The organism is Streptomyces sp. NPDC091280, from assembly GCF_044768565.1.
GTDB lineage: Bacteria > Actinomycetota > Actinomycetes > Streptomycetales > Streptomycetaceae > Streptomyces.
On record NZ_JBIVUZ010000012.1, the window covers coordinates 243,837 to 266,389 of the forward strand.

The 22,553-nt window shown below is 71.5% G+C and carries 20 protein-coding genes and 1 pseudogene; 13 read left to right on the top strand and 8 right to left on the bottom strand.

Features of this window, described 5'->3' with window-relative positions; all coding sequences use genetic code 11:
• Positions 1–125 precede the first annotated feature (125 nt).
• The 3 genes and pseudogenes from ACIQPR_RS33855 to ACIQPR_RS33865 form a co-directional block, all read right to left on the bottom strand.
• Positions 126–260: pseudogene (locus ACIQPR_RS33855) on the bottom strand (transposase); the annotation flags it as partial.
• Positions 261–375: 115 nt separating this feature from the next.
• A complete protein-coding gene (locus ACIQPR_RS33860; RefSeq protein ID WP_403656074.1) occupies positions 376–954 on the bottom strand; it encodes a hypothetical protein in 579 nt (192 codons plus the stop codon).
• 148 nt (positions 955–1,102) lie between these two features.
• The gene (locus ACIQPR_RS33865) at positions 1,103–1,489 is read right to left on the bottom strand and encodes an STAS domain-containing protein (protein ID WP_403656077.1); all 387 of its coding nucleotides are present in this window, start codon (positions 1,487–1,489) and stop codon (positions 1,103–1,105) included.
• A 211-nt stretch (positions 1,490–1,700) separates the two neighbouring features.
• Between ACIQPR_RS33865 and ACIQPR_RS33870 the strand changes: the two genes are divergently transcribed.
• The 3 genes from ACIQPR_RS33870 (at position 1,701) to ACIQPR_RS33880 (ending at position 4,021) form a co-directional block, all read left to right on the top strand.
• Positions 1,701–2,771, top strand: coding sequence for a zinc-dependent alcohol dehydrogenase family protein (locus ACIQPR_RS33870; protein WP_403656080.1), 1,071 nt, complete (start codon positions 1,701–1,703; stop codon positions 2,769–2,771).
• A 19-nt stretch (positions 2,772–2,790) separates the two neighbouring features.
• On the top strand, positions 2,791–3,465 hold the full coding sequence (locus tag ACIQPR_RS33875) for a helix-turn-helix domain-containing protein (protein WP_403656083.1): 675 nt from the start codon (positions 2,791–2,793) through the stop codon (positions 3,463–3,465).
• A 115-nt stretch (positions 3,466–3,580) separates the two neighbouring features.
• Positions 3,581–4,021 (top strand): pyridoxamine 5'-phosphate oxidase family protein, encoded by a 441-nt coding sequence (locus tag ACIQPR_RS33880; protein WP_403656086.1) that lies wholly within the window; start codon positions 3,581–3,583, stop codon positions 4,019–4,021.
• Positions 4,022–4,044: 23 nt separating this feature from the next.
• On the opposite strand, the gene ACIQPR_RS33885 is transcribed toward ACIQPR_RS33880, so the two are convergent.
• The 5 genes from ACIQPR_RS33885 to ppdK all read right to left on the bottom strand — a co-directional run bounded on the left by ACIQPR_RS33885 (position 4,045) and on the right by ppdK (position 11,140).
• Entirely contained in the window at positions 4,045–4,551 is a 507-nt protein-coding gene (locus tag ACIQPR_RS33885; RefSeq protein ID WP_403656089.1) for a pyridoxamine 5'-phosphate oxidase family protein, read from the bottom strand.
• A gap of 216 nt (positions 4,552–4,767) precedes the next feature.
• The gene (locus ACIQPR_RS33890) at positions 4,768–6,339 is read right to left on the bottom strand and encodes an oleate hydratase (RefSeq protein ID WP_403656092.1); all 1,572 of its coding nucleotides are present in this window, start codon (positions 6,337–6,339) and stop codon (positions 4,768–4,770) included.
• A gap of 160 nt (positions 6,340–6,499) precedes the next feature.
• Positions 6,500–6,922, bottom strand: a complete 423-nt coding sequence (locus ACIQPR_RS33895; protein WP_403656094.1) for a hypothetical protein — start codon at positions 6,920–6,922, stop codon at positions 6,500–6,502.
• 47 nt (positions 6,923–6,969) lie between these two features.
• Complete coding sequence (locus ACIQPR_RS33900; protein WP_403656097.1) at positions 6,970–8,184, bottom strand: globin domain-containing protein; 1,215 nt, start codon at positions 8,182–8,184, stop codon at positions 6,970–6,972.
• Positions 8,185–8,455: 271 nt separating this feature from the next.
• Positions 8,456–11,140 (bottom strand): pyruvate, phosphate dikinase, encoded by a 2,685-nt coding sequence (gene ppdK / locus ACIQPR_RS33905; protein ID WP_403656100.1) that lies wholly within the window; start codon positions 11,138–11,140, stop codon positions 8,456–8,458.
• A gap of 219 nt (positions 11,141–11,359) precedes the next feature.
• On the opposite strand from ppdK, the gene ACIQPR_RS33910 reads away from it, so the two are divergent.
• The 10 genes from ACIQPR_RS33910 (at position 11,360) to ACIQPR_RS33955 (ending at position 22,508) form a co-directional block, all read left to right on the top strand.
• A complete protein-coding gene (locus ACIQPR_RS33910; RefSeq protein WP_403656103.1) occupies positions 11,360–13,078 on the top strand; it encodes a GAF domain-containing protein in 1,719 nt (572 codons plus the stop codon).
• A gap of 156 nt (positions 13,079–13,234) precedes the next feature.
• On the top strand, positions 13,235–13,954 hold the full coding sequence (locus tag ACIQPR_RS33915) for a CBS domain-containing protein (RefSeq protein WP_403656106.1): 720 nt from the start codon (positions 13,235–13,237) through the stop codon (positions 13,952–13,954).
• Positions 13,955–13,985: 31 nt separating this feature from the next.
• Complete coding sequence (locus tag ACIQPR_RS33920; protein ID WP_403656110.1) at positions 13,986–14,588, top strand: hypothetical protein; 603 nt, start codon at positions 13,986–13,988, stop codon at positions 14,586–14,588.
• 672 nt (positions 14,589–15,260) lie between these two features.
• Positions 15,261–16,589, top strand: a complete 1,329-nt coding sequence (locus tag ACIQPR_RS33925) for a transcriptional regulator (RefSeq protein WP_403656113.1) — start codon at positions 15,261–15,263, stop codon at positions 16,587–16,589.
• A gap of 49 nt (positions 16,590–16,638) precedes the next feature.
• A complete protein-coding gene (locus ACIQPR_RS33930) occupies positions 16,639–18,159 on the top strand; it encodes an aldehyde dehydrogenase family protein (RefSeq protein ID WP_403656116.1) in 1,521 nt (506 codons plus the stop codon).
• A gap of 17 nt (positions 18,160–18,176) precedes the next feature.
• Positions 18,177–18,545 carry a DUF779 domain-containing protein gene (locus tag ACIQPR_RS33935; protein WP_403656119.1) on the top strand — a complete coding sequence of 123 codons (369 nt, stop codon included), beginning with the start codon at positions 18,177–18,179 and terminating at the stop codon, positions 18,543–18,545.
• Between the two features lie 10 nt (positions 18,546–18,555).
• Entirely contained in the window at positions 18,556–19,569 is a 1,014-nt protein-coding gene (locus tag ACIQPR_RS33940; RefSeq protein ID WP_403656122.1) for a zinc-dependent alcohol dehydrogenase, read from the top strand.
• An 85-nt stretch (positions 19,570–19,654) separates the two neighbouring features.
• Positions 19,655–20,770, top strand: a complete 1,116-nt coding sequence (locus tag ACIQPR_RS33945) for an NAD(P) transhydrogenase subunit alpha (RefSeq protein ID WP_403656125.1) — start codon at positions 19,655–19,657, stop codon at positions 20,768–20,770.
• Entirely contained in the window at positions 20,767–21,087 is a 321-nt protein-coding gene (locus ACIQPR_RS33950; protein WP_403656128.1) for an NAD(P) transhydrogenase subunit alpha, read from the top strand. The genes ACIQPR_RS33945 and ACIQPR_RS33950 overlap by 4 nt, the downstream gene beginning before the upstream one ends.
• Positions 21,088–21,092: 5 nt before the next feature.
• Positions 21,093–22,508, top strand: coding sequence for an NAD(P)(+) transhydrogenase (Re/Si-specific) subunit beta (locus ACIQPR_RS33955; protein WP_403656131.1), 1,416 nt, complete (start codon positions 21,093–21,095; stop codon positions 22,506–22,508).
• Positions 22,509–22,553 lie beyond the last annotated feature (45 nt).

The following is a 22,553-nucleotide window of genomic DNA, read 5'->3' on the forward strand; positions in this document are numbered from 1 at the left end:
TCTCCTGGCGATCCGGTGTCCGCCCCGGCTCGGAGTGGGGGACTTTCTCCGACCTTCAGCCGTGGCATCGGAAGCGAGGTGCTCCTGGGTGCACGGACCGCCGCCAGGGAATGCACCGGATCGCCGGATCGTCGTCCTCGGCGGCGACGTTCGGGGAGCCGGCAGGGAAAGCAACTGCCCTGGCGCAGCTGAGGGGTGGCCAGTTCGACGGTCCCTGCCCTGGTGTCCCGCTCGCGCGGGCGGTGTCCGTTCCGGTGTTCACCGGCTCGTCGGTCAAGGGGTGGGCAGGGGCAGGTGTCGTCGGTTCGATCGGAGTTCGCCTGTCCGGTGCGCCGGTCGGCCGGGCCGGTCGGCGGTCTCCGGTCCGAGTCCCCTTCAGCCGGTCCTGTGACTCCATCGCGGGCCCACCAGGTCCCATTGCCGGTCCCACTCCTCGACTCGGCGGCAGTCGAGCCGCCAGCGGGCGGCTGCCTCGGCGCCGAAGACCAGACCGGCGAGGGCGAATCCGGCCACGGTGCCCAGGAAGCCCGACTCGACCGCCGACTCCCCGGCGCCGATCGGAGCGATGGTGAGGTGGCCCTTGGCGTCCTGCCAGAGAGTGATCTCGGTGCCCGCCTTGAGACCGGAGTTCACGAGTGTCCGGCCCGTGCGGGTCGTACCGCTGGGTGCCGTCCAGCGGACCGAGGCAGCCCGCTGTGCGGACGTACCGAGCGCGTCGGTGCTGCGCGGGACGTCGTCCAGCACCACCGCTCGCACGGTGTGCCGTTCCGTCCGCTGCCGTGCGAAGGCCTCGTCGGCGGCGTGGGAGGTGACCAGACCGGCGACGGTGCCGCCCACGGCGACGACCGCCCACGCGGCCAGGATGATCCACGCCTCGACGACGTCGGTGTGACGCCGCAGTGAGTTGTTCCGCCACCGCCAGAACAGTTTCCTCGTGCGCCGGCTCCCGGTCATCGGTCCGCACCTCCTCGTCGTCGTATGACACCTCTGAAGGTGACACCCGTGCCGTGGCCGCGCCTTGGGCCGACCAGGTGTCGCCGAGGGGCCCCTCGGGACCCACTTCGAGATCGGGCAGGGCCGTTCAGCCCAGGCGACGACGGGCTCAAGCGGAGGCAGGGTCGGCGCTCGCCGTACCCGGCAGGTCATCGGGCCATCGGGGATGGATCTCGAAGACGTCGGTCAAGCCCGTGTGGCGCAGGGTGCGCAGGAAGAGGGCGCTCTCGGTGATCAGCCGCACCCGGCCGTGCCGGAGCCGCGCGCGGTTGTGGGCCCGGCACAGTACGCCCAGCCCGGCGCAGTCCATGAAGGACACCGGACGCAGATCGAGCACCAGATCGGGGTGCGGACCGGCGGTCAGCGTGTCCAGGCGGGTCGAGAGCGGCGGTGCCGTCAGGACATCGATCTCGCCCCGCAGGGTCACTACGGTCGTGTCACCGACCACGCGGTGCGTGGCGCGGTACGGCGTGGACCTCGTGTGGTTGTCGGTCATGACGAGAGGAAAGCGGGGACCGGCACGCCACCGGAAGGGCCGTTCGGTCCCTGATCGCCGGGTTGGGCCGGACCCGAACGCCCGCCCCGGCACCAAGGGTCCGTCCGGCGGGCCGCGGGGGCCGGTCGGCCCAAGCCAGGCCGAGGACCGCTGGACAAGCTGGAGGCGTGGGGCAATCTCCGCACTCGATCGGACGAAGGTGAGGAGCGTCATGAAGGGCTATGTCTTCCACGGCCCCGGGCAGTCCAGCTGGGACGAGGTTCCGGACCCCGCCATCAAAGAGCCCACTGACGCCGTCGTACGCGTGACGGCCGTCACGATCTGCGGCACGGACCTGCACATCCTCAAGGGCGATGTGCCCGAGGTACGTCCTGGCACGGTGCTGGGGCACGAGGCCGTCGGTGAGATCGTCGAAGTCGGCAGCGATGTGCGCACCGTGCGTCCGGGCGACCGGGTGCTCGTGTCCTGCATCAGTGCCTGCGGGCGCTGCCGCTACTGCCGTGAGGGCGCCTACGGCCAGTGCCGGGGCGGCGGAGGCTGGATCCTCGGTCACACGATCGACGGCACCCAGGCCGAGTACGTCCGCGTCCCCTACGCCGACCTGTCCGTGCACGCGCTGCCCAGCACCGTGGAGGACAAGGACGCCGTACTGCTGGCCGACATCTTCCCCACCTCGTACGAGGTGGGAGTGCTCAACGGGCGAGTGCGCCCGGGGGACACCGTCGCCGTCGTCGGAGCGGGCCCCATCGGCCTCGCGGCGATCGCCACCGCTCGGCTGTTCGCGCCCGAGCGGATCGTCGCCGTCGACCTGGCCGCGTCCCGGCTGGAGGCGGCACGGCGGTTCGGTGCCGAGGCGGTGGTCGCCGCGGGCGAGGCCCCCGAGCAGCTGGTCGCCGATCTCACCGACGGGCTCGGCGCGGACGTGGTCATCGAGGCCGTCGGGGTGCCGGAGAGCTTCGAACTGTGCACGCGCATGGTGCGGCCCGGCGGCCACGTCGCCAACGTCGGTGTCCACGGCAAGCCCGCCACGCTGCACCTGGAAGACCTGTGGATCAAGAACGTGACCATCACCACGGGTCTGGTGGACACCCACTCGACGCCGACCCTGCTGCGCATGGCGGCGGCCGGTCGACTGCCCACCGGGCAACTGGTCACCCACACCTTCCCGCTGGACCACATGGCGGAGGCGTACGACGTCTTCGCCGGGGCCGCCGACACCGGCGCGCTCAAGGTCGTGCTCGGTGAGAAGCCGCACGACGACGTCGCCGTCCGGACGGCGTGACGAGAGAGGATGACGGGCCATGACCGAACAGACAGAGGCGCGGACGGCGGACGGTTCCCCCGCGGGTGATCTGGGCCGCCGGCTGGCCGCCCGCCGCGTCGAACTCGGGCTGTCCCAGGGGCAGACGGCCGCCCGAGCGTGCATGGCCACCCCCTATCTGCAGTACCTGGAGGAACACGCCGGTTCCGCGCCGAGCCGCGGCGTCCTGCTCAAGCTGGCGGCCGTGCTGGAGACCTCGGTCTCCGCGCTCACCGGTGGCGACGTCGATCTGCCGCCGGGTACCGGACAGGCCGGTCGTGCCCCCGAGTTCACCGAACTCAGCAGGACCGAGTGCGGCGATCTGCTGTCGACACACGGCGTGGGACGGCTCGCGCTGTCCACGGACCGTGGACCGGTCATCGTCCCGGTCAACTACAGCGTGGTCGACGGCACGATCGTCTTCCGTACCGCCCGCGGCTCGACCCCGGCGCTGGCCGCCGGCAGCCGGGTGGCCTTCGAGGTCGACCGCATCGACGACGTGTTCAGCCAGGGCTGGAGCGTACTGGTGCGCGGACACGCACACCTGGTGACGGAACTCGGTGAGCGGCTGCGCATCGCGGACCAGGCCCACAGCACACCGTGGGCCGGGGGCAGGCGCGACCTGTGGATGCGGATCGAGCCTTCCTCCGTCACCGGACGCCGGATCGCGGTCTGAGCGAAGTGCTGTCCCTGCGGCCGAGGCACCACGGTCCTCGGCCGCCCTATCCCGAACCGCCACGCGCTGACACTCGGGAGAGCTTCTTCAGGTGGGTTGAGAGATGAGAAGGCAGATGGATGCCAACGACGGATTCCGCGAACTCGACCGGCAGGAATGCGTACGCCTGCTGACCACGGTGCCGGTGGGGCGGATCGTGTACACGCGGCGGGCGCTGCCGGCCGTCCTGCCGGTCAACTTCGGCCTGGACGTCGACGGCGCGGTGCTGCTGCGGACCTCGGCCTTCTCGGACCTGGCGAACGCCGTGGACGGGGCGGTGGTCGCCTTCGAGGCCGACGAGGTGAACGCCGCCGCCCACTCGGGCTGGAGCGTCGTAGTCACCGGCGCGGCCGGACTGGTGGCCGACCCTGCCGAGCACGCACGGCTGCTGCGCACCGGACCGCCCTCCTGGGTGCCGGCACCGCACGAGGTGTTCGTGCGCATCGAACCGGAGTTGGTCACCGGGCGTGGACTCGTGGGAGGCAGCAGCCTGTACGGCCTGTCCTCACTCCTCTGATTCCGGAGCGACCAGTGGCGCTCTCACCCGGTTGCGGATCCCGCACCCGGGTGGCGTGGCGCTGCCCCACCGCGTTCGGACGGATCGGGAGCCGTCAGACGCAGCCCCGTGACCAGATCGGGGTGGATGCGGACCGCGTGATCCATCCGGTGCTGTCCCCACGGGCGCAACAGGGCCTCGTAGCGGGCCAGTTCGCGCGGGTCGGTGACCAGTCGGGCATAGCCCGTGACGACGACACTCCAACCGAGATGGGTGACGGGGTCGATGTCGTCGGCCTCGTAGGCGACCACGGCGCCCTGCTCCCCGGTCTGCCGGGTGTACTGGGTCAAGGTGGCGTCGCCGTGGGTGCGGATGACGATGTCCCCGTCGACCAGGACATGGTTGACGGGGCGTACGGTCGGCAGCGCGTGCCGGGTGAAGACGACGCGCCCCAGCGAGACACCGCTCAGGAGCCGCAGCGCCTCGGCACAGTCCAGCTCCACGCTTCGCGGCTGGTCCGGGTCGCTCCACGGGCTGTCGTCGCCTGGCATGGCAGATGTCCCCTCGGTCGGGTCGCTCGCTGTTCTCGGTCTTCGCCGGCGTCCGGTGGCCCCGCTCCTGCGGACGACCGCGTGACGACGTGAACGGAGCGACACCGCGGGGGATCGGTGCCGCTCCTGCCTTTACTGTCCCATGGGTGTCTCTGTTCCCACAGGGCCGATGGGCCCGGGCGGTGGGGACCATCGGCCCTCGCGCCGGGGGCCCCGTCAGCGGCGGTGCATGGTCTCCAGGGCGGCGGTCAGCACACGCGGATCGTGGTGGCCCTTGTAGACCTCGGGCGGCTGCCTGTCCAGCCCCAGGAGCTGCGCCACCGCGGTCCAGGCCGTACGCACCGAGTACTCGACGGTGAAGACGACGTCGTCGGGCACTTCCGCGAACTGTCCGATGAAAGCGAGGTTGACCGAACCGTCCGGGACGACCTTCGGCCGGTCCTCGCGACGGCGGGCCAGGAACTGGCTCGTGATGTACGGCATGACACAGGGCACGACAGTGGAGGTCTCCAGGATCCGCGCCGCCGTCCGCTCGTCGAACGGCAGGTGGTGCAGGACCTCTTCGAGGATCTCGCGCCCCGAGCACATCGTCATGGGCTTGGGCGTCCCGTTGCCGGCGCGGTCGGGGAAGAGGCCGTAGCCCCACCAGACTCCGACGTCCTCCGGCTGGTCGCGGTAGACGGGCTGGCGGTTGGCGACGATGGTGAGCAGCCAGTTGGAGGCGGTGAAGGTCATCAGGCCGCCCTTTCCGGAGGGACGGCCGCCGAACTCCTCCAGGGCCCTGAGGAACGCGGGGTCCTTCGAGGTGACCGTGAACGACTCCCAGCGGGACTCCTTGACGTGCTTGTCGAAGACGGCCGGGTCGCCGAAGTCGTCGCGTCCGCGGGCCAGTCGGTGCCACAGCAGCCAGGCGTCCGAGCGCGGCGGAGCCGGCGGCGGGGCGGCGGTGTGGGAGCCGAGGCTGGAGGCGTCGGTCATGGAGCCGTTGGTGACGAGGACGAGGTCCTCGGGCGTGACGCCGATCTTCTCGTCCTGACCGTGCCGGCTCAGGTAGAGGGTGTCGACCGTCTTGCTGTGGATTCCGGGGACGAACCCGAGGTCGGTGACACGGCAGCCGGTCTGCACGGTGACGCCCTGTTCACGCAGCCAGGCCGTCAGCGGCCGGACGATGGAGTCGTACTGGTTGTAGCGGGTCCGGTGGATGCCCGACATGGAGGCGAACTCCGGGAAGAGATGGACGAAGCGCCTCAGGTAGCGGCGGAACTCGATCGCGCTGTGCCAGGGCTGGAAGGCGAACGTGGTGCACCACATGAACCAGAAGTTCGTGGTGAAGAAGTGCTCGCCGAAGCAGTCGGTGATCCGCTTGCCGTCCAGATGTCCTTCGGGGGCGGCGAGGCAGCGGACCAGTTCCAGCCGGTCGCGCTCGGAGAAGCCCATCGAGCTCGTGTCGACGATCCGGCCGTCCCCGTCGACGAGCCGCGCGATGTCGTCCCACGCGAAGTCCACGTGCCCGGCCAGGGTCTCCTCGGTCACGGAGACGGCGGGATCGTCGAGGGTGGGGATGCCGGACAGGAGGTCGTACGTGCAGCGGAACTCGGCCTCGAACATCCGCCCGCCACGCATGGTGTAGCCGGCGTCCGGCGTGCCGCCCGCGTCCAGGCTCCCGCCGACGGTCCGCTGCTCCTCGAAGAGGTGGATGTCGGACCCCTTGAAGCCGCCCTCCCGGATCAGGAACGCGGCGGCGGCCAGCGCCGCGATTCCACTGCCCACCAGATATGCCTTCGCCATCACACAACTCCTCGTTCTCGCCGGTCGATCGGGAACCGCACGGCCCACGGTTTCCTGCCGGCAGGGGTCCCGTCTGTGGGCCATTGGGCACGCCAGGGGGACCGGACGGCCCCGGCGGGGCGACTCGCTGCTCCGCCCGAGGCCCGTGCCCGGCCCGGATTCACGCGGTCCGGTCGTGCTGAGCCGTACTGCCGGGGCCGGCTCCGTGACGGGAGCCGTCGCCTCCGCCACGCCACGGCGGGGCCACCGTCCGGTGGGCTTCGCGCCAGGAGGCGGCGGCCTTGTCGATCCGGCCGCGCAGGCGGTCCTGGAGCCGGTCGACGACCTCCGTGCCCGTGGCCTCCTCGGCCGTGGCGGTCACCTGGTGGCCGCCCATGCGCAGGTCGGCCGTGGCCAGCCAGGGGTGACCCGCGTGATGGGCGTCCGCCCGGACGATGCGTACCTCGCCGGTGACCACGGGCAGCCCGGGCCTGCTCACGACGACGTCCAGCTTCGTACGGGCATAGGCCAGCGTGTCCTCGTCCACGAGGCCGTCGCTGCGCAGCCGCACCGAGGGCGTCGCTTCGTCGTGGTCGGTCGTCATGGGGATTCCTCCATCGCACTGTCGGGGGGTGTCGAGCAGGGGAAGCGTCAGGCCGCGCTGTCGGGGAGCCACAGGTCGGGGCCGAACACCTCGTAGCGGATGCGGCGTGCGGGCACCCCGGCGGCCAGCAGCTTTCCGCGGACCGCTCGCATGAAGGGGAGCGGTCCGCACAGGAACACCGTTGCGTCGGCGGGGAGTTCGACGTCGCCCAGGTCCATCAGGCCGGTCCGGGCGCCGGGTTCCTCCGCACCCGGACGCTCGTACCAGAACTCGGCGCGGGCGGCGGGAAGTTGATCCACCAGCTCGTGTGTCTCGGCGCGCAGGGCGTGGTCCCCGGGGGAGCGGTCGGCGTGCAGGACTAGCACGGGACGCGTCGAGCCGAGGTCCGCCAGGTGCGCCAGGATGCCGGTCATGGGGGTGCAGCCGATGCCGGCCGAGACCAGGACCAGCGGGGTGGCGGTGTCGGCCGGCTCGTCGAGGAACACGTCTCCGAACGGCGCGGACAGCGTCAGTTCGTCCCCTTCGTGGACGCGGTCCTGGAGCAGGGCGGAGACCTCGCCGTCCGGCGCGGCGGCTTCGCCGGTGGCCCGCTTCACGGTGATCCGCCGCAGGTCCCTGCCCGGGGCCGAGGACAGGCTGTACTGGCGCGGTTGGCGGACTCCGTCGGGCATCCGCACCCGGACACTCACGTACTGCCCGGCGCGTGCTCGTGGTGCCGGCGCGCCGTCGGCCGGGCGGAGCACGAAGGAGACGGTGTCGGGGGTCTCGCCACGGCGTTCCACGACCGTCCAGGGCCGCCAGACCTCGCCGGGCCGGACGCCCGCGTCCTGGTAGAGGAGGGCCTCCCGGGCGATCAGGGCGCCCGCCATCAGCCAGTAGACCTCGTCCCAGGCGGCGGCCACTTCCGGGGTGACCGCGTCACCGAGGACTTCGGCTATCGCGGCGAACAGGTACTTGTGCACGATCGTGTACTGGTCGTGGGTGACGCCGACAGCGGCGTGCTTGTGGGCGATCCGGTCCAGCAGCGTGTCCGGGCGGGTGTCCGGTTCGGCGAGCAGCGCGGTGGCGAAGGCGGCGATCGACCCGGCCAGCGCCTGGCGTTGGGCGCCGCTGGCCTGGTTGCCGCGGTTGAACATGCCGTCGAGCAGCTCCGGACGGGCCTCGAACATCGTGCGGTAGAAACGCGTGGTGATCTCGTCGAGCGCTCCGGCCACGGCCGGCAGGGTGGCCCGGACGAGGGCTGCGGATTCCGCGGACAGCATGGAGACCTCCCGAAAGGGGTGGATGAAGTGGAAGGGGGGCCGCGGTGGTCTGGGCGGCGGTCATCTGTCTAGCAGGCGTCGGCACGCGTTTCGGCGCCGTTTCGCGGCAGCGGCCCGAGAGGGGCCGAAGGGCCCAACACCCGGGGAAGACCGGCCCTCACCGTGTCTCTCCGACCGGAGCCGGACGGCTCTGTGGCCCTGGCCCCTCAGCCCCTGTCACGCCGGACGTCCCCAAGGCTCCGACCACGTCGGGCATGGGGACCGGCCGGCGTCACCTGCTGTCGCTCGTCCCCGTTCCGGGCAGCGCGGCCCGCCCCGCTTCCAGCCGGGCGACCGGGACACGGAACGGCGAGCAGGAGACGTAGTCGAGTCCGGCCGTGTGGAAGAAGTGGACCGAGTCCGGATCCCCGCCGTGCTCACCGCAGACGCCGATCTTGAGGTCGGGCCGTGCGGCGCGGCCCTCGTCGACCGCGATCCGCACCAGTCGGCCCACACCCGCGCGGTCGAGGGTCTCGAAGGGCGAGGTGGCGAAGATGCCCTTGTCGAGATAGGCCGAGAAGAACGCGGCCTCGACGTCGTCGCGGGAGAAGCCCCAGGTGGTCTGGGTCAGGTCGTTGGTACCGAAGGAGAAGAACTCGGCCTCCTCGGCGATCCGGCCGGCCGTGAGCGCGGCCCGGGGCAGCTCGATCATGGTGCCGACCGGGCAGTGCACGGGGACACCGGACTCCTTGGAGACCTCGGCGAGGACACGTTCGACCTCCTCGCGTTCGATGCGCAGTTCCTCGACCGCGCCGACCAGCGGCACCATGATCTCCGCCTCGGGAGAGCCCCCGGCCCTGGTCCGGGCCACGACCGCCTCGGCGATGGCCCGCACCTGCATGGCGACCAGTCCCGGCACCACCAGGCCCAGGCGGACCCCGCGCAGGCCGAGCATCGGGTTCTCCTCGTGCATACGGTTCACGGCGTCGAGGAGTTCTGTGTCGTGCGGCTCGGGCGCGTCACCCCGGGCCTCGGCGGTGGCGATGCGCACGGCCAGGTCGGTCCGGTCGGGCAGGAACTCGTGCAGGGGCGGGTCGATGAGCCGGATGGTGACGGGCAGGCCGTCCATCGCCTCCAGGATGCCGATGAAGTCCCGCCGCTGGAGCGGCAACAGCGCGCTGAGCGCGGCCTCCCGCTCGGTCTCGTCGCGGGCCAGGATCATCGCCTCTACCAGCTTGCGGCGCTCGCCGAGGAACATGTGCTCGGTGCGGCACAGTCCGACGCCCTGGGCACCGAACCGCCGGGCACGTGCCGCGTCCTCGGGGGTGTCCGCGTTGGCCCGCACCTCCAGACGTCGTACGCCGTCGGCGTGGTCCATGGCGCGGGCTACGGCGTCGACCAGTCCGGCCGACCGTTCACCCGTCTCGAAGTACCGCATCGCGGCGGAGTCCACCAGCGGGGCCGCACCCAGGTACACGGCGCCCTCGGAACCGTCGACAGAGACGACCGTGCCCTCCTCGACGACGGTGTCACCCACGGTGAAGCGTCGCGCCGCGATGTCCACCGTGATGTCCTCGGCGCCGCACACGCACACCGTGCCCATGCCCCGCGCGACGACGGCCGCGTGACTGGTCTTGCCGCCTCGGCCGGTGAGCACCGCCTGTGCGGCGATCATGCCCGGCAGGTCGTCGGGCGTGGTCTCCTGGCGTACGAGAACGACCTTCTCGCCCCCGGCGGCCCGGCGGACCGCCTCGGCCGAGTCGAACACGGCCGCGCCCACGGCCGCACCCGGCGAGGCCGGGAGACCGTGCGCGAGCGCCTCGCCGACGGCCGAGGTGTCGAACCGGGGGAACATCAGCCGGGCCAGGCCGTCCCCGCCGACCCGGGCGAGGCCCTCGTCCGCGGTGATCAGTCCTTCGTCGACGAGTTCGGCGGCGATGGCGAACGCGGCCTCGGCGGTGCGCTTGCCCACCCGGGTCTGGAGCATCCACAGCCGACCGCGCTCGATGGTGAACTCGATGTCGCACAGGTCGCGGTAGTGGGTCTCCAACGTCCCCAGATGGCCGACCAGTTGGGTGTACGACGTGGGGTCCAGCTCTTCCAGGGCCGTCAACGGCACGGTGTTGCGGATGCCGGCGACGACGTCCTCGCCCTGTGCGTCGGGGAGGTAGTCGCCGTAGAGGCAGGGGCGCCCCGTGGCCGGGTCGCGGGTGAAGGCGACGCCGCTGCCGGAGTCGGCGCCGAGGTTGCCGAACACCATCGTCTGGACGTTGACCGCGGTCCCCAGGTCGTCGGCGATGTGCTCGCGCCGACGGTAGATCCGGGCACGCTCGCCGTTCCAGGACTCGAAGACGGCCAGGACGGCCCGGCGCAACTGCTCGTCCGGGGACTGCGGGAAGTCCTCGCCCGTCTCCCGGTGGACGAGTTCCTTGTAGGTCGCGACGAGCCCGGCCAGGTCCGACGCGGTCAGTCCCAGGTCGTCGGACGCGCCCCGGGTCCTCTTGAGGTCCGCGATGGCGTTCTCGAACAGGGCGCTGTCGACACCCATGACCGTGCTGCCGAACATCTGTATGAGGCGCCGGTAGGAGTCCCAGGCGAAGCGCTCGTTGCCCGAAACCTTCGCCAGGCCGAGGACGGACTCGTCGTTGAGCCCGATGTCGAGGATCGTCTCCATCATGCCGGGCATCGAGAACCGCGCCCCCGAGCGGACGGACAGCAGCAGCGGATCGTCGGACTGGCCCAGCCCGCGTCCCGCGAACCGTTCCAGGGCCGTCAGGCGCCCGGCGATCTCAGGGGCCAGACCGTCGGGCTCGGTCCCGGTGGCGAGGAAGGCCCGGCAGGCCTCGGTGGTGACGGTGAATCCCGGCGGGACGGGCAGCCCCAGCCGGGTCATCTCGGCCAGGTTCGCGCCCTTGCCGCCGAGCAGGTCGGCCTGGTCACGGCCGCCTTCCGCGAAGTCGTACACGTAACGGACCATGACGCCGGTCTCCTCCGTCGCTGTCGGGACTGGGTACAGCTCCAGCGTCCGAGTGCCGGGACCGGGGAGGCAGGTGCTGTCGGTCCCCGTCGTGGGGCCGACCGGCCCTGGTCGCCGACCGGCTGAAGTCGCCGGGATTCGCTACCTTGCCCCGTGGCCGACCACTACCGTGGCAGATGATCGGACCGGTGGGTGTCCGTGCGATCTGGAGGAGCACCGGTGGGAAGCCCCGAGGAGGCCCGAGTGTCCCTGCCTCACCTGCGGCTCGACGAGCTGCTGGAGGAGTTGCAGGCACGGCTGGACGCGGCCCGCGGTACCCGCGACCGCGTCCACAGCCTGCTGGAAGCGGTGCTGTCGGTCGGCCGCGAACTGGACCTGGAGCAGGCCCTGCACAGCATCGTGGAGGCCGCGGCGGCCCTCGTCGACGCGGAGTACGCGGCGCTCGGCGTGATCGGCCCGGACGGCAAACGGCTCTCGGCCTTCCACACGGTGGGAGTCAGCGAGGATCAGATCGCCCGGATCGGCCCGTACCCGGAAGGGCACGGCATTCTCGGTGAGCTGATCCGCCACCCCGAACCGCTGCGGCTGCCGAAGATCGCCGAACACCCCTCCTCGTACGGTTTCCCGCCGCACCACCCGCCGATGAACACCTTCCTCGGTGTCCCCATCCGGGTGCGTGACCAGGTCTTCGGCAACCTGTACCTGACCGAGAAACGCGGCGGCGCGCAGTTCGATGAGGAGGACGTCTCGGTCACCCTCACCCTCGCCGTGGCGGCCGGCGTGGCGATCGACAACGCCCGGCTGTACGAGGAGTCACGGCTGCGCGAGCGCTGGCTCCAGGCGAACGCGGAGATCACCCACCGCCTCATGTCGGACGCCGCGCGCACCGAGGTCCTCGCCCTGATCGCCGAGCGGGCGGGAGAGATCACCGGAGCGGCCCTGACGGCGGTCGCGCTGCCCATGGAGGACACCGGGGCACTCGCCGTGGAGATCGCGGTCGGGATGGACGCCGAGGCGCACCAGGGTCTCGTGCTCTCCATGGACAACAGCCTGATGGGACTCGCCTTCTCCGCCGCGGCTCCGGTCACCAGCGCCGATGTCGGCCACGACGATCGCATCTCCCTCGAACCGCCACGCTTCGGGGGACTCGGCCCCGCGGTGGCCGTGCCCATCGGGACCGGCGACCTGGGTGCGCGCGGCGTGGTCCTGCTGGCACGCGAGACGGGCCGGCCGGTGTTCACGGCCACGGAGACCGAGACCCTTCAGGCCTTCGCCGCACAGGCCGCCGTCGCGATGGAGCTCGCGGAGCGCCGCCAGGCCGCGGAGGAGGTCGCCGTACTCCAGGACCGCGACCGGATCGCCCGTGACCTGCACGACCTGGCGATTCAACGGCTTTTCGCCACCGGCATGACACTGCAGAGCGCCGGCCGCTTCATCGAGCACGACGAGGCCGCGGAGCGCGTGGCGCGCGCGGTCGACGACCTGGACGAGACCATCAAGATCATCAGGTCGACGATCTTCGGCCTGCGGTCCCGTGACGGCGCCGGGGAGGCGGGCCTGCGGGCCCGCACGGTGAGGATCGTGGGCGAGGCCGCGTCGGTGGTGGGCTTCGCGCCCAGCGTGCGGATGGAAGGTCTGCTGGACACCGATGTCCCCCGGGAGATCGCCGACCACCTGGTGGCCGTGCTCTCCGAGTCCCTGACCAACATCGCCCGGCACGCCCACGCGACCCGGGCCGAGGTCGCGCTCGTCACGGACGGGCGGGAAGTGCGCCTGACGGTCACCGACAACGGCGTGGGCATCCCCGCCGACGGCCGCCGCAGCGGACTGAGCAACATGCGTGAGCGGGCCGAACAGCTGGGCGGGCGCTTGGAGTTGGCGGTACCCGAAGGCGGCGGGACAAGGCTGATATGGCGGGTGCCCTTGCGGAAGCGGTAGCCCGGGGGCCGGGAGAAGCAGCGGGAGGCCCCGTCATCGGCCATGGACGAGCCTCTCGGCCCGGGGATCGGGGCCGCCCGGCCCATGCCCCGGAGGGTGCCGCGTAGGACGCTGGAAGCGTGACGCAGGACGGCATCCGAGCACCTGGAGGACGCCATGGCCGGCACGCCCTACCTCGTGAGTGACGTGATGACCCGGACCGTGGTCTCGCTGCACGCGGGCGCGGCCTTCAAGGACATCGCGAGGACCATGAGGCGCTGGAAGGTCAGCGCCCTCCCGGTGCTGGACGACGGACACCACGTCATCGGCGTGGTGTCCGAGGCGGATCTGCTGCCGAAGGAGATCTTCCGCGACGGCGATCCGGACCGCAGCGAGCGAGGACAACGGCGCCGCGACCTGACCAAGGCCGACGCCGTCGTCGCCGGGAACCTGATGACAGCCCCGGCGGTCACCGTGCACGCGGACGACACCGCCCGCCTGGCCGCGCGCCTCCTGCTACGGCACAACCTCAAGCGGTTGCCCGTCGTCGACGCCGACGGCGTGTTGCAGGGCATCGTCAGCCGTACCGATCTGCTCAAGGTGTTCCTGCGGGACGACGCCGACATCGCCGACGAGGTGCGCCGCGACGTTGTCGCGCGCGTCTTCCCGGCCCCGGTCGGGCCGATCGACGTGGAGGTCCACGACGGAGTCGTGACGCTCACCGGCCAGGTGCGGGACACCTCCCTCGTCCCGGTCGTGACCCGTCTGGTGCGGGCTGTCGAGGGAGTCGTGGGCGTGGAATGTGCCCTGTCCGGGCCGATCCGTCGCCCCGATCTCGACCCTGACCTGCCCGACGAGCGGACCGGTTGGGTGGGCGGCACCGGAACCGTGGTCTGACCGGCACGGCTGTCGAGGAGGTGTCGACCCCATGGCACGGGCACAGCGGGCGAAGGCGAAGAGGGTGTGGTTCTGGCGCTGGCGTCACAATTCCCTGCGGCGCCACAGCGACGTCGTCGAAGCCAGGATCGTCCTCGCCACGTGGATGCTCGCCCTGTCGGCGGGAGCCGTCGCGGGCCAGGCGGTCGCGGCGCAGACCGACCATTATTTGACCGAACGACGCGCGGAGGTGCACGCGGTCGCCGCCGTGCTGACCGAGGACGCTTCCGACATCGCGCCGACGACGACCGGCTTCGACGACGGCAGAGTGCCGGTGAAAGTGCGGTGGACGACGGCCGACGGCGTCACCCACACGGCCCGGATGAAGGTCGATCCGCAGACCGCGGCCGGCACCCATGTGACGGCGTGGATCGATCGCAGTGGTCAGGTGGTCTCCAAGCCGCCCACGGCGACGGAGAAGACCCTGGGAGTGGTGGGGAACGGAGTGCTCGTCGGGTCCGGGGTCTGCTCCACGGTGCTCGCTGGCGGATGGCTGGTACGCAGGCGCCTGTTGCGACGGCGCCTGGCCGAATGGGACGCGGAATGGAAGCGCGTCGACCCACAGTGGCGCGACCGCAGCGGGGGCAGGGGATGACGTGGGGCGGGAGCCCGTGTGCGACACCGCGGCTGTCGTCGGTCTCGCTGCCGAGGGCACCGGTCCCGTGACCCGGCCGACGGCTGGAGGGCGGACCTGCGGGCCGACAGCCAGGGCCGTACGGCCCCGACCGCAAGGGGTCCCTGGGCCCCCTGTCCGGCCCCCACGGCTCATGCGCCCCTACCTCCGCCGTAGTTGGCTGGAAGCAAGGAGAAGGACACCGAACCGGGAGGGCGAGGACAGTGGGTACCAGTCTCACACCGGAGTTTTGGGAGAGGTTCGCGGTGCTGCTCGTGCTGGCGACGGGACTGACCTGTGTCCTCGCCGCGTTCTTCGACGATCTTGCGGTCCGGCTGCTGCGCCGGCGTGCCCACCCGGCGCCTCCGCGGCAGACGCCGACGCCACAACCGCCGGTCCGAGGCGGCCACCCTCTGCACACGTCGGTCCATTGACGACGTGCCCCGAGGGCAGGACTTCCAGCGGACCGGGGACTTGTTCCCCGGCCCGCTTCGGCCTGCGTCCAGGGCCACGACCGGGTGCCCGCCGCGGGGCGCGGCCCCGATGGGGGGCCCAACAGCCCCCGTCGTAGGAGTCGTTCGGCCCCTGCGTCCCGCGCCGCGGGCGGGTGAGGCTGGTGCGACCCGTTTCGCCATGGATTTCTCGGGAGGTGCCATGGACGCTCCCAGTGCCGCCTCGGTCTCGGCGCTGCGTGCTGCCCACGAGCGGTTCGTGACCTCGTCCGGGCCCGACCCGCGGGGCATGCGGAGTCTCGTGGTCGACTCGTGGCGGCGCTGCGAGGCGAGCGAGGTACGCCCCGACGGCAGCAGCACACCTCCGCTTCGCTGGGCGTGCGAAGAACTCGACGCCCGGCGCCGCGCCCATCCGCTGGCCGCCGTACTGCCCCTGTTCCGGGACCTGTTGGGTTCCGGCGCGGCGGACGACGGGCATCTGTTCGCGGTCGGCGACGCCGAAGGCGCCCTGCTGTGGGTCGAGGGAGACCCGGCCGCGATGAGGCGCGCGGAGCGGATGAGCTTCACCGAGGGCGCCGTCTGGTCGGAGACACAGGCCGGTACCAACGCCCCGGGCACCGCGCTGGAGTTGGGCCGTCCCGTCCAGATCGTGGGCGGCGAGCACTACAGCGCGGCCGTCCACACCTGGTCCTGCGCGGCGGCGCCGGTACGTGACCCCGTGACCGGGCGGGCGCTCGGTGTGGTCGACCTGTCCGGCGGGCCCACCATCGGCACACCACCGGCGCTGGCCGCCGTGCGGGCCGCCGCGCTGGCCGCGGAGGCACAGCTCGCCCGTCTCCCGTCCGTCCCCCTCCTGGGGCCGGACGGGCACGTCCTCGGCGGCGGGGACGGGGCCGCCGACGGGGTCCGCCTGCGGGCGCTGGGCCGGGACAGCGCTGTTCTGGAGTACGCCGGTCAGGCCCGTCACCTCAGCCCACGGCACAGCGAGATCGTGCTGGCGCTCGCCCTGGCGGGCCGGGGCGTGACCGGGGACCGGCTCGCGGTGGACCTGTCGGAGCGCGAGGTGCCGGCCTCGACGCTGCGCGCCGAGATGACGCGGTTGCGCGCCGTCCTCGGAGCCGACCTGCTGGGGTCCCGCCCGTACGCCCTCCTGCGCCCCGTCCGGTCCGACTACGGTGACGTCTCCCGCCTGCTGGCCGACGGACGGGTGGGGGAGGCGCTCGCCCGCTACCGCGGTCCGCTGCTGCCGCGATCCGAGGCCCCGGTCGTCGTGGAGCACCGCCGTTGCCTGGAGCAGCAGGTGCGCGGTGCCGTCCTCGGCTGCGGCGACGCCGGGCTGTTGCGCCGGTGGGTCGAGACGCAATGGGGCACAGAAGACCTCGGCGCGTGGGTGGCGCTGGCCCGGACCCTGCCCGAGCGCTCGCCGCAGCGCGCCGCCGCCGCTGCGCGGGCCCGCGCACTGGACCCGCGGACGGCGGTGTTCCCGCAGGCCCGCCCCTATGCAGCGGTATTGCAGCGTGCCCGCTCCTAGCGTGCTGAGTGTCACCACGAACAGCGTGACCACCCGAAAGGGGACGACCATGAAGTACCAGCCTCCGGGCGCGCCGGACAGTCCCGTCGACGTCGCGCCCCGCTACGAGAACTTCATCGGCGGCAAGTGGCAGGCACCCACCACCGGCCAGTACTCGACCAACCTGTGCCCCGCCACCGCCAAGCCCATCTGTGAGGTCCCGAAGTCCTCGGCCGAGGACATCGAACTCGCCCTCGACGCGGCGCACGCCGCCAAGGACGCGTGGGGCGAGGCCACCACGGCCCAGCGCGCCGCGGTCCTCAACAAGATGGCCGACGCCATCGACGCCCACCGCGAGGAACTGGCCGTCGCCGAGAGCTGGGAGAACGGCAAGCCGGTCCGCGAGACCCTCGCCGCCGACATCCCCCTGGCCGCCGACCACTTCCGCTACTTCGCGGCGGCGATCCGGGCCGAGGAGAACCGGATCACCGAGATCGACAAGGACACCGTCGCCTACCACTTCCACGAGCCGCTGGGCGTGGTCGGTCAGATCATCCCGTTCAACTTCCCGCTGCTGATGGCCGCGTGGAAGCTGGCCCCGGCGCTGGCGGCCGGCAACGCGACGGTGATCAAGCCCGCCTCGCCGACGCCGTGGTCGATCCTGAAGCTGATGGAGGTCGTCGGCGACATCGTCCCGTCCGGCGTCCTCAACGTCGTCAACGGGCCCGGCGCCGAGATCGGCAAGGCCCTCGCCACCAACAAGCGCATCGCCAAGGTCGCCTTCACGGGCGAGACCACCACGGGCCGTCTGATCATGCAGTACGCGTCCCAGAACATCATCCCGGTCACCCTGGAGCTGGGCGGCAAGTCGCCGAACATCTTCTTCAACGACGTGGCCGCCCACGACGACGACTTCCTGAGCAAGGCCGTCGAAGGACTCGTCCTGTACGCGTTCAACAAGGGCGAGGTCTGCACCTGTCCCTCGCGCGCGCTCGTCCAGGAGGACATCTACGAGGAGTTCATGGGCCGCTGCCTGGAGCGCATCCGCGCCATCAAGCAGGGCGACCCGCTCGACACCGAGACCATGATCGGCCCCCAGGTGTCCAAGCAGCAGATCGAGAAGATCGCGTCGTACGTCGAGATCGGGCTCAAGGAGGGTGCGGAACTGCTCGTCGGCGGTCACCGGCCCACCATGGAAGGAGAGTTCGCCAACGGCTACTTCTACGAGCCGACCGTCCTCAAGGGCCACAACAAGATGCGGGTCTTCCAGGAGGAGATCTTCGGACCCGTCCTCGCCGTCACCACGTTCAAGGACGAGGCCGAGGCGCTGGAGATCGCCAACGACTCGCTGTACGGCCTCGGCGCCGGCGTGTGGACGCGCGACGGCACGCTCGCCTACCGGATGGGCCGCGCCGTCAAGGCCGGCCGGGTCTGGACGAACTGCTACCACCAGTACCCCGCGGGTGCCGCGTTCGGTGGCTACAAGGTCTCCGGCATCGGCCGCGAGAACCACAAGATGATGCTCGACCACTACAGCCAGACCAAGAACCTCCTGGTCAGCTACGGCACCAAGCCGCTCGGGCTGTTCTAGGAAAGGGGTACGGCGACATGTCCGCGAGGGTCGAGAACGGCACCGTCGGGCGCGTCACCGTCACCCGGGCGGCCCGCGGGGCGATCGACGCCCTGCGCGCCGCCCAGGGCGCGCCGGTGATGTTCGTCCAGTCGGGCGGCTGCTGCGACGGCAGCGACCCGATGTGCTTCCCGGACGGTGAATTCGCCCTCGGGGAGGGCGACATGCTCGTCGGCGTGGTGCACGGCTGCACCTTCCACATGGACGCCGACCAGTACGAGGCCCTCGGCCGCCCCTTGTTCGTCCTGGACGTCGAACCGGGCACACCGGGCGGCTTCTCCCTCCCCGCCGGAGACGGGCTGCGCTTCGTCACCCGGGTCAAAGCACCACGACGGCACACCAGTTGAGGAGTCGATCATGAAGGCAGCAGTCGTCACCGAATTCGGCAAGGCCCTGGAGATCCAGGACCTGCCCGTCCCCGAGCCCGGCCCCGGACAGGTACTCGTCCGCATGGAGGCCTCCGGGCTCTGCCACACCGACATCCACGCCGCCCACGGCGACTGGCCGGTCAAGCCGCGGCCACCGTTCATCCCGGGACACGAGGGCATAGGCCCCGTGACCGCCGTCGGCTCCGGAGTCTCCGGGCAGCTCGTCGGCAAGCGGGTCGCCGTTCCGTGGCTCGGCTCGTCCTGCGGCACCTGCCGCCACTGTCTCTCGGGCTGGGAGACCCTGTGCGAGGCGCAGGTCAACTCCGGCTACTCCGTGGACGGTTGCTATGCCGAGTACACCGTCGCGAACGCGGGCGCGGTCGTCCCGGTGCCCGACGCCGTGACGTCCTTCGACGCGGCACCGCTGACCTGCGCCGGCGTCACCACGTACAAGGCGGTGAAGGTTGCCCACGTGACCCCGGCCGAGCGGGTCGCCGTGTTCGGCGTCGGCGGCCTGGGCCACCTGGCGCTCCAGTACGCCCGCCTCGTGGGCGGCCTGGTCACCGCCGTCGACCTCGAACCCGACAAGCTGGGCCTCGCCCACCGGCTGGGCGCCGACCAGACCGTCAACGCCCGCACCCACGACCCGGTCGAGGAGATCAGGAAGGCCGGCGGAGCGGACGTGGCGATCGTGCTCGCCGCCGCGCCCAAGGCCTTCGAGCAGGCGTACCGGTCGCTCAACCGCGGCGGACGTCTCGTCATGGTGGCCCTGCCCGCCGACAACGCGGCGATCAGCGTGCCGATCTTCGAGACCGTCCTCGGCGGCATCTCCGTCCTCGGCTCCATCGTCGGCACCCGCCAGGACCTGACCGAGGTGTTCGCGCTGCACGCGGCCGGACGCACCCAGGTCATCGCCGAACCCCGGCGCCTGGAGGAGGTCAACGACTCCTTCGACGAGGTGCTCGGCGGACGGGCCGAAGCCCGACTCGTCTTCGAGTTCTGAGAGTTCCGGGAACCCAGGGAACTCAGGGAACCCCGATCGTGCCGTGGCCCGGTCACCACCGGGCCACGGGGAAAGGCAGCACACCATGGCCACCGTCACCGTCGGTGCCGTACGGGAGCGGGCCCCCGGCGAACGCCGCGTCGCCCTCGTCCCCGAGGCCGTCCCCCTGCTCGTCCGCGCCGGCATCGACGTCCTGGTGGAGACCGGGGCCGGCTCCGGCGCCTGGTTCGCCGACGCCGAGTACACCGCCGCGGGCGCCACCGTGGTCCCCCCGGACGAGCTGTACGCACGGGCGGACGCCGTCCTGTGCGTGGCGCCGCCCGACCCGGAGACCGCCGGCGCACTGCGCGCCGGACAGACCCTGATCGGGCTGCTCGAACCGCTGCGCCACCCCGAACTGGTCGCGGAACTGACCGGACGCGGAGTACGGACGGTGAGCCTCGACCTGCTGCCGCGCACCCTCAGCCGCGCCCAGTCCATGGACGCGCTGACCTCCCAGGCCACCATCGCCGGCTACAAGGCGGCACTGCTCGCCGCCGACTCCTACGACCGCTTCTTCCCGATGCTGACCACCGCGGCGGGCACCATGCGCCCGGCGCAGGTCCTGGTCCTCGGCGCGGGAGTCGCCGGGCTGCAGACCATCGCCACGGCCCGCCGCCTCGGCGCCGTCGTCTCGGCGTACGACGTACGCCCCGCGTCACGAGGGGAGGTGGAATCCCTGGGTGCCCGGTTCCTCGACGTCCAGAGCCCGCAGAACGAGGAACCGGACACCGAACGGGGAGGCTACGCAAGGGAGTTGACGACCGGGGAGCAGGACGCCCAGCGCGCCGCGCTCGACACGCACATCGCGCGCTCCGACGTCGTCGTCACGACCGCCCAGGTGCCGGGCCGCAAGCCGCCGCTCCTGGTGACCTCGGCCGTCCTGGAGAGGATGCGCCCCGGGTCGGTCGTCCTCGACCTCGCCGCGAGCGACCTCGGCGGCAACGTCGAGAACTCGGAACCCGACAAGACCACCGTCCTCGCGGGCGGCGTCACCGTCATCGGCGCCGGACGCCTGCCGTCCGCGATGGCCACCGCCGCGTCCACGGCCTACGCCCGCAACCTCGTCGCCCTGCTGCGCCACCTGGCGCCCGACGGCGAGCTCGTCCTCGACCCCGACGACGAGATCACGGGCGCCCTCATGGGAGGTGAAACATCATGAACAACCTCGACCTCCTCACCGCGATCACCGTGTTCGTGCTGAGCGTGCTGGTCGGCATCGAGGTCATCAGCAAGGTTCCCGCGACCCTGCACACCCCGCTGATGTCGGGTTCGAACTCGGTGCACGGCATCGTCGTCATCGGCGCCATGCTGATCGCCGCCGGGTCGCACACCTGGCTCGGCTACGCGCTGGCCTTCGTGGCGATGGTGTTCGGCGCGATGAACGTCGTCGGCGGATACGCCGTCACGGACCGGATGCTGGAGATGTTCAAGGCCCGGCCCGACGACACCCAGAAGCAGCGGAAGGCCGAGGTGTGACCGCCATGGACACCTTCTCCGACACCGTCCACTACGTCTTTCTCGCCTCGGCCGTCTGCTTCGTCCTCGGCCTGCACCTGATGAACCACCCGCGTACCGCCCGGCGCGGCAACACCCTCTCCGCCGGAGCGATGGCCGTGGCGATCGCCGCCACGGTGGGTCTGGTGATCCACGAGGCCACCATCACCACGACCGGCTGGCTCGTCCTCGCCTCCGGCGGCCTCATCGGCGCCGCACTCGGCCTGTACGCGGCCCGCGGGGTCAAGATGACCGACATGCCCCAACTGGTCAGTGTCTTCAACGCCGTCGGCGGCGGCGCGGCGGCTCTCATCGCCGTCGACGACCTGCTCCAGGCCGGCCACCCGGCCGCACTGGGCGCCCGGGTCTCCCTGCCCGGCGCGCTGGACATCGTCATCGGCGCGGTCACCTTCGCCGGCTCGCTGATCGCGGCCGGCAAGCTCCAGGGCGTCGTCTCCGGGGCGCCCGTGGTGTTCCCCGGGGCCCGCCTGCTGAACGTGCTGCTGCCGGTGTCCTTCGTGGCGGGCACGGTCTGGCTGGTGCTGGCGCCCGACTCCCGCCCGGCGCTGTACGGACTCGCCGCCGTGGCCCTGCTGTTCGGCGTGACCATGGTGCTGCCCATCGGCGGTGCCGACATGCCGGTCGTGATCGCCCTGCTGAACGCCTTCACCGGATCCGCGGTCGCGATGGCCGGCTTCGTCCTCGACGAGACCGCGCTGATCATCGCGGGCATGCTCGTCAGCGCCTCGGGCGGCATCCTGACCAAGCTGATGGCCGACGCCATGAACCGTTCCGTCACCAACATCGTCATCGGCGGCTTCGGCACGGGCGACAGCACGCCCACGCCCGGTGCGGACGGCGCCCCGGCTCAGGTGCGGTCGCTCTCCGCGGACGACGTGGCCGTCCAACTGGCGTACGCCCGCAAGGTCGTCTTCGTCCCCGGCTACGGCCTCGCCGCCGCCCAGGCGCAGCACGAACTCGGCGCCCTGGCCAAGCTGTTGACCGATCACGGCATCGACGTCAGCTACGCCGTGCACCCCGTCGCCGGCCGGATGCCCGGCCACATGAACGTCCTGCTGGCCGAGGCCGACGTGCCGTACACCCAGCTCAGGGAGATGGACGACATCAACCCCGAGTTCCCGCAGGCGGACGTGGCCCTCGTCATCGGTGCCAACGACGTGACCAACCCCATGGCCAGGCGCCCCGGCAACGCGATCTCCGGGATGCCGATCCTCGACGTCGACAAGGCCAAGAGCGTCGTGGTCATCAAGCGCTCGATGGGACACGGCTACGCGGGCGTCGACAACGAGCTGTACACCGACCCGAAGACCGGCATGTTCTTCACCGACGCGAAGAAGGGACTGAGCGAACTGAAGGCGGCGGTCGGCGAGTTCGTCGGCTGAGCCTCCGAACGCCGGTGGTCCTCCGCGGAGGAACGCGGAGGACCA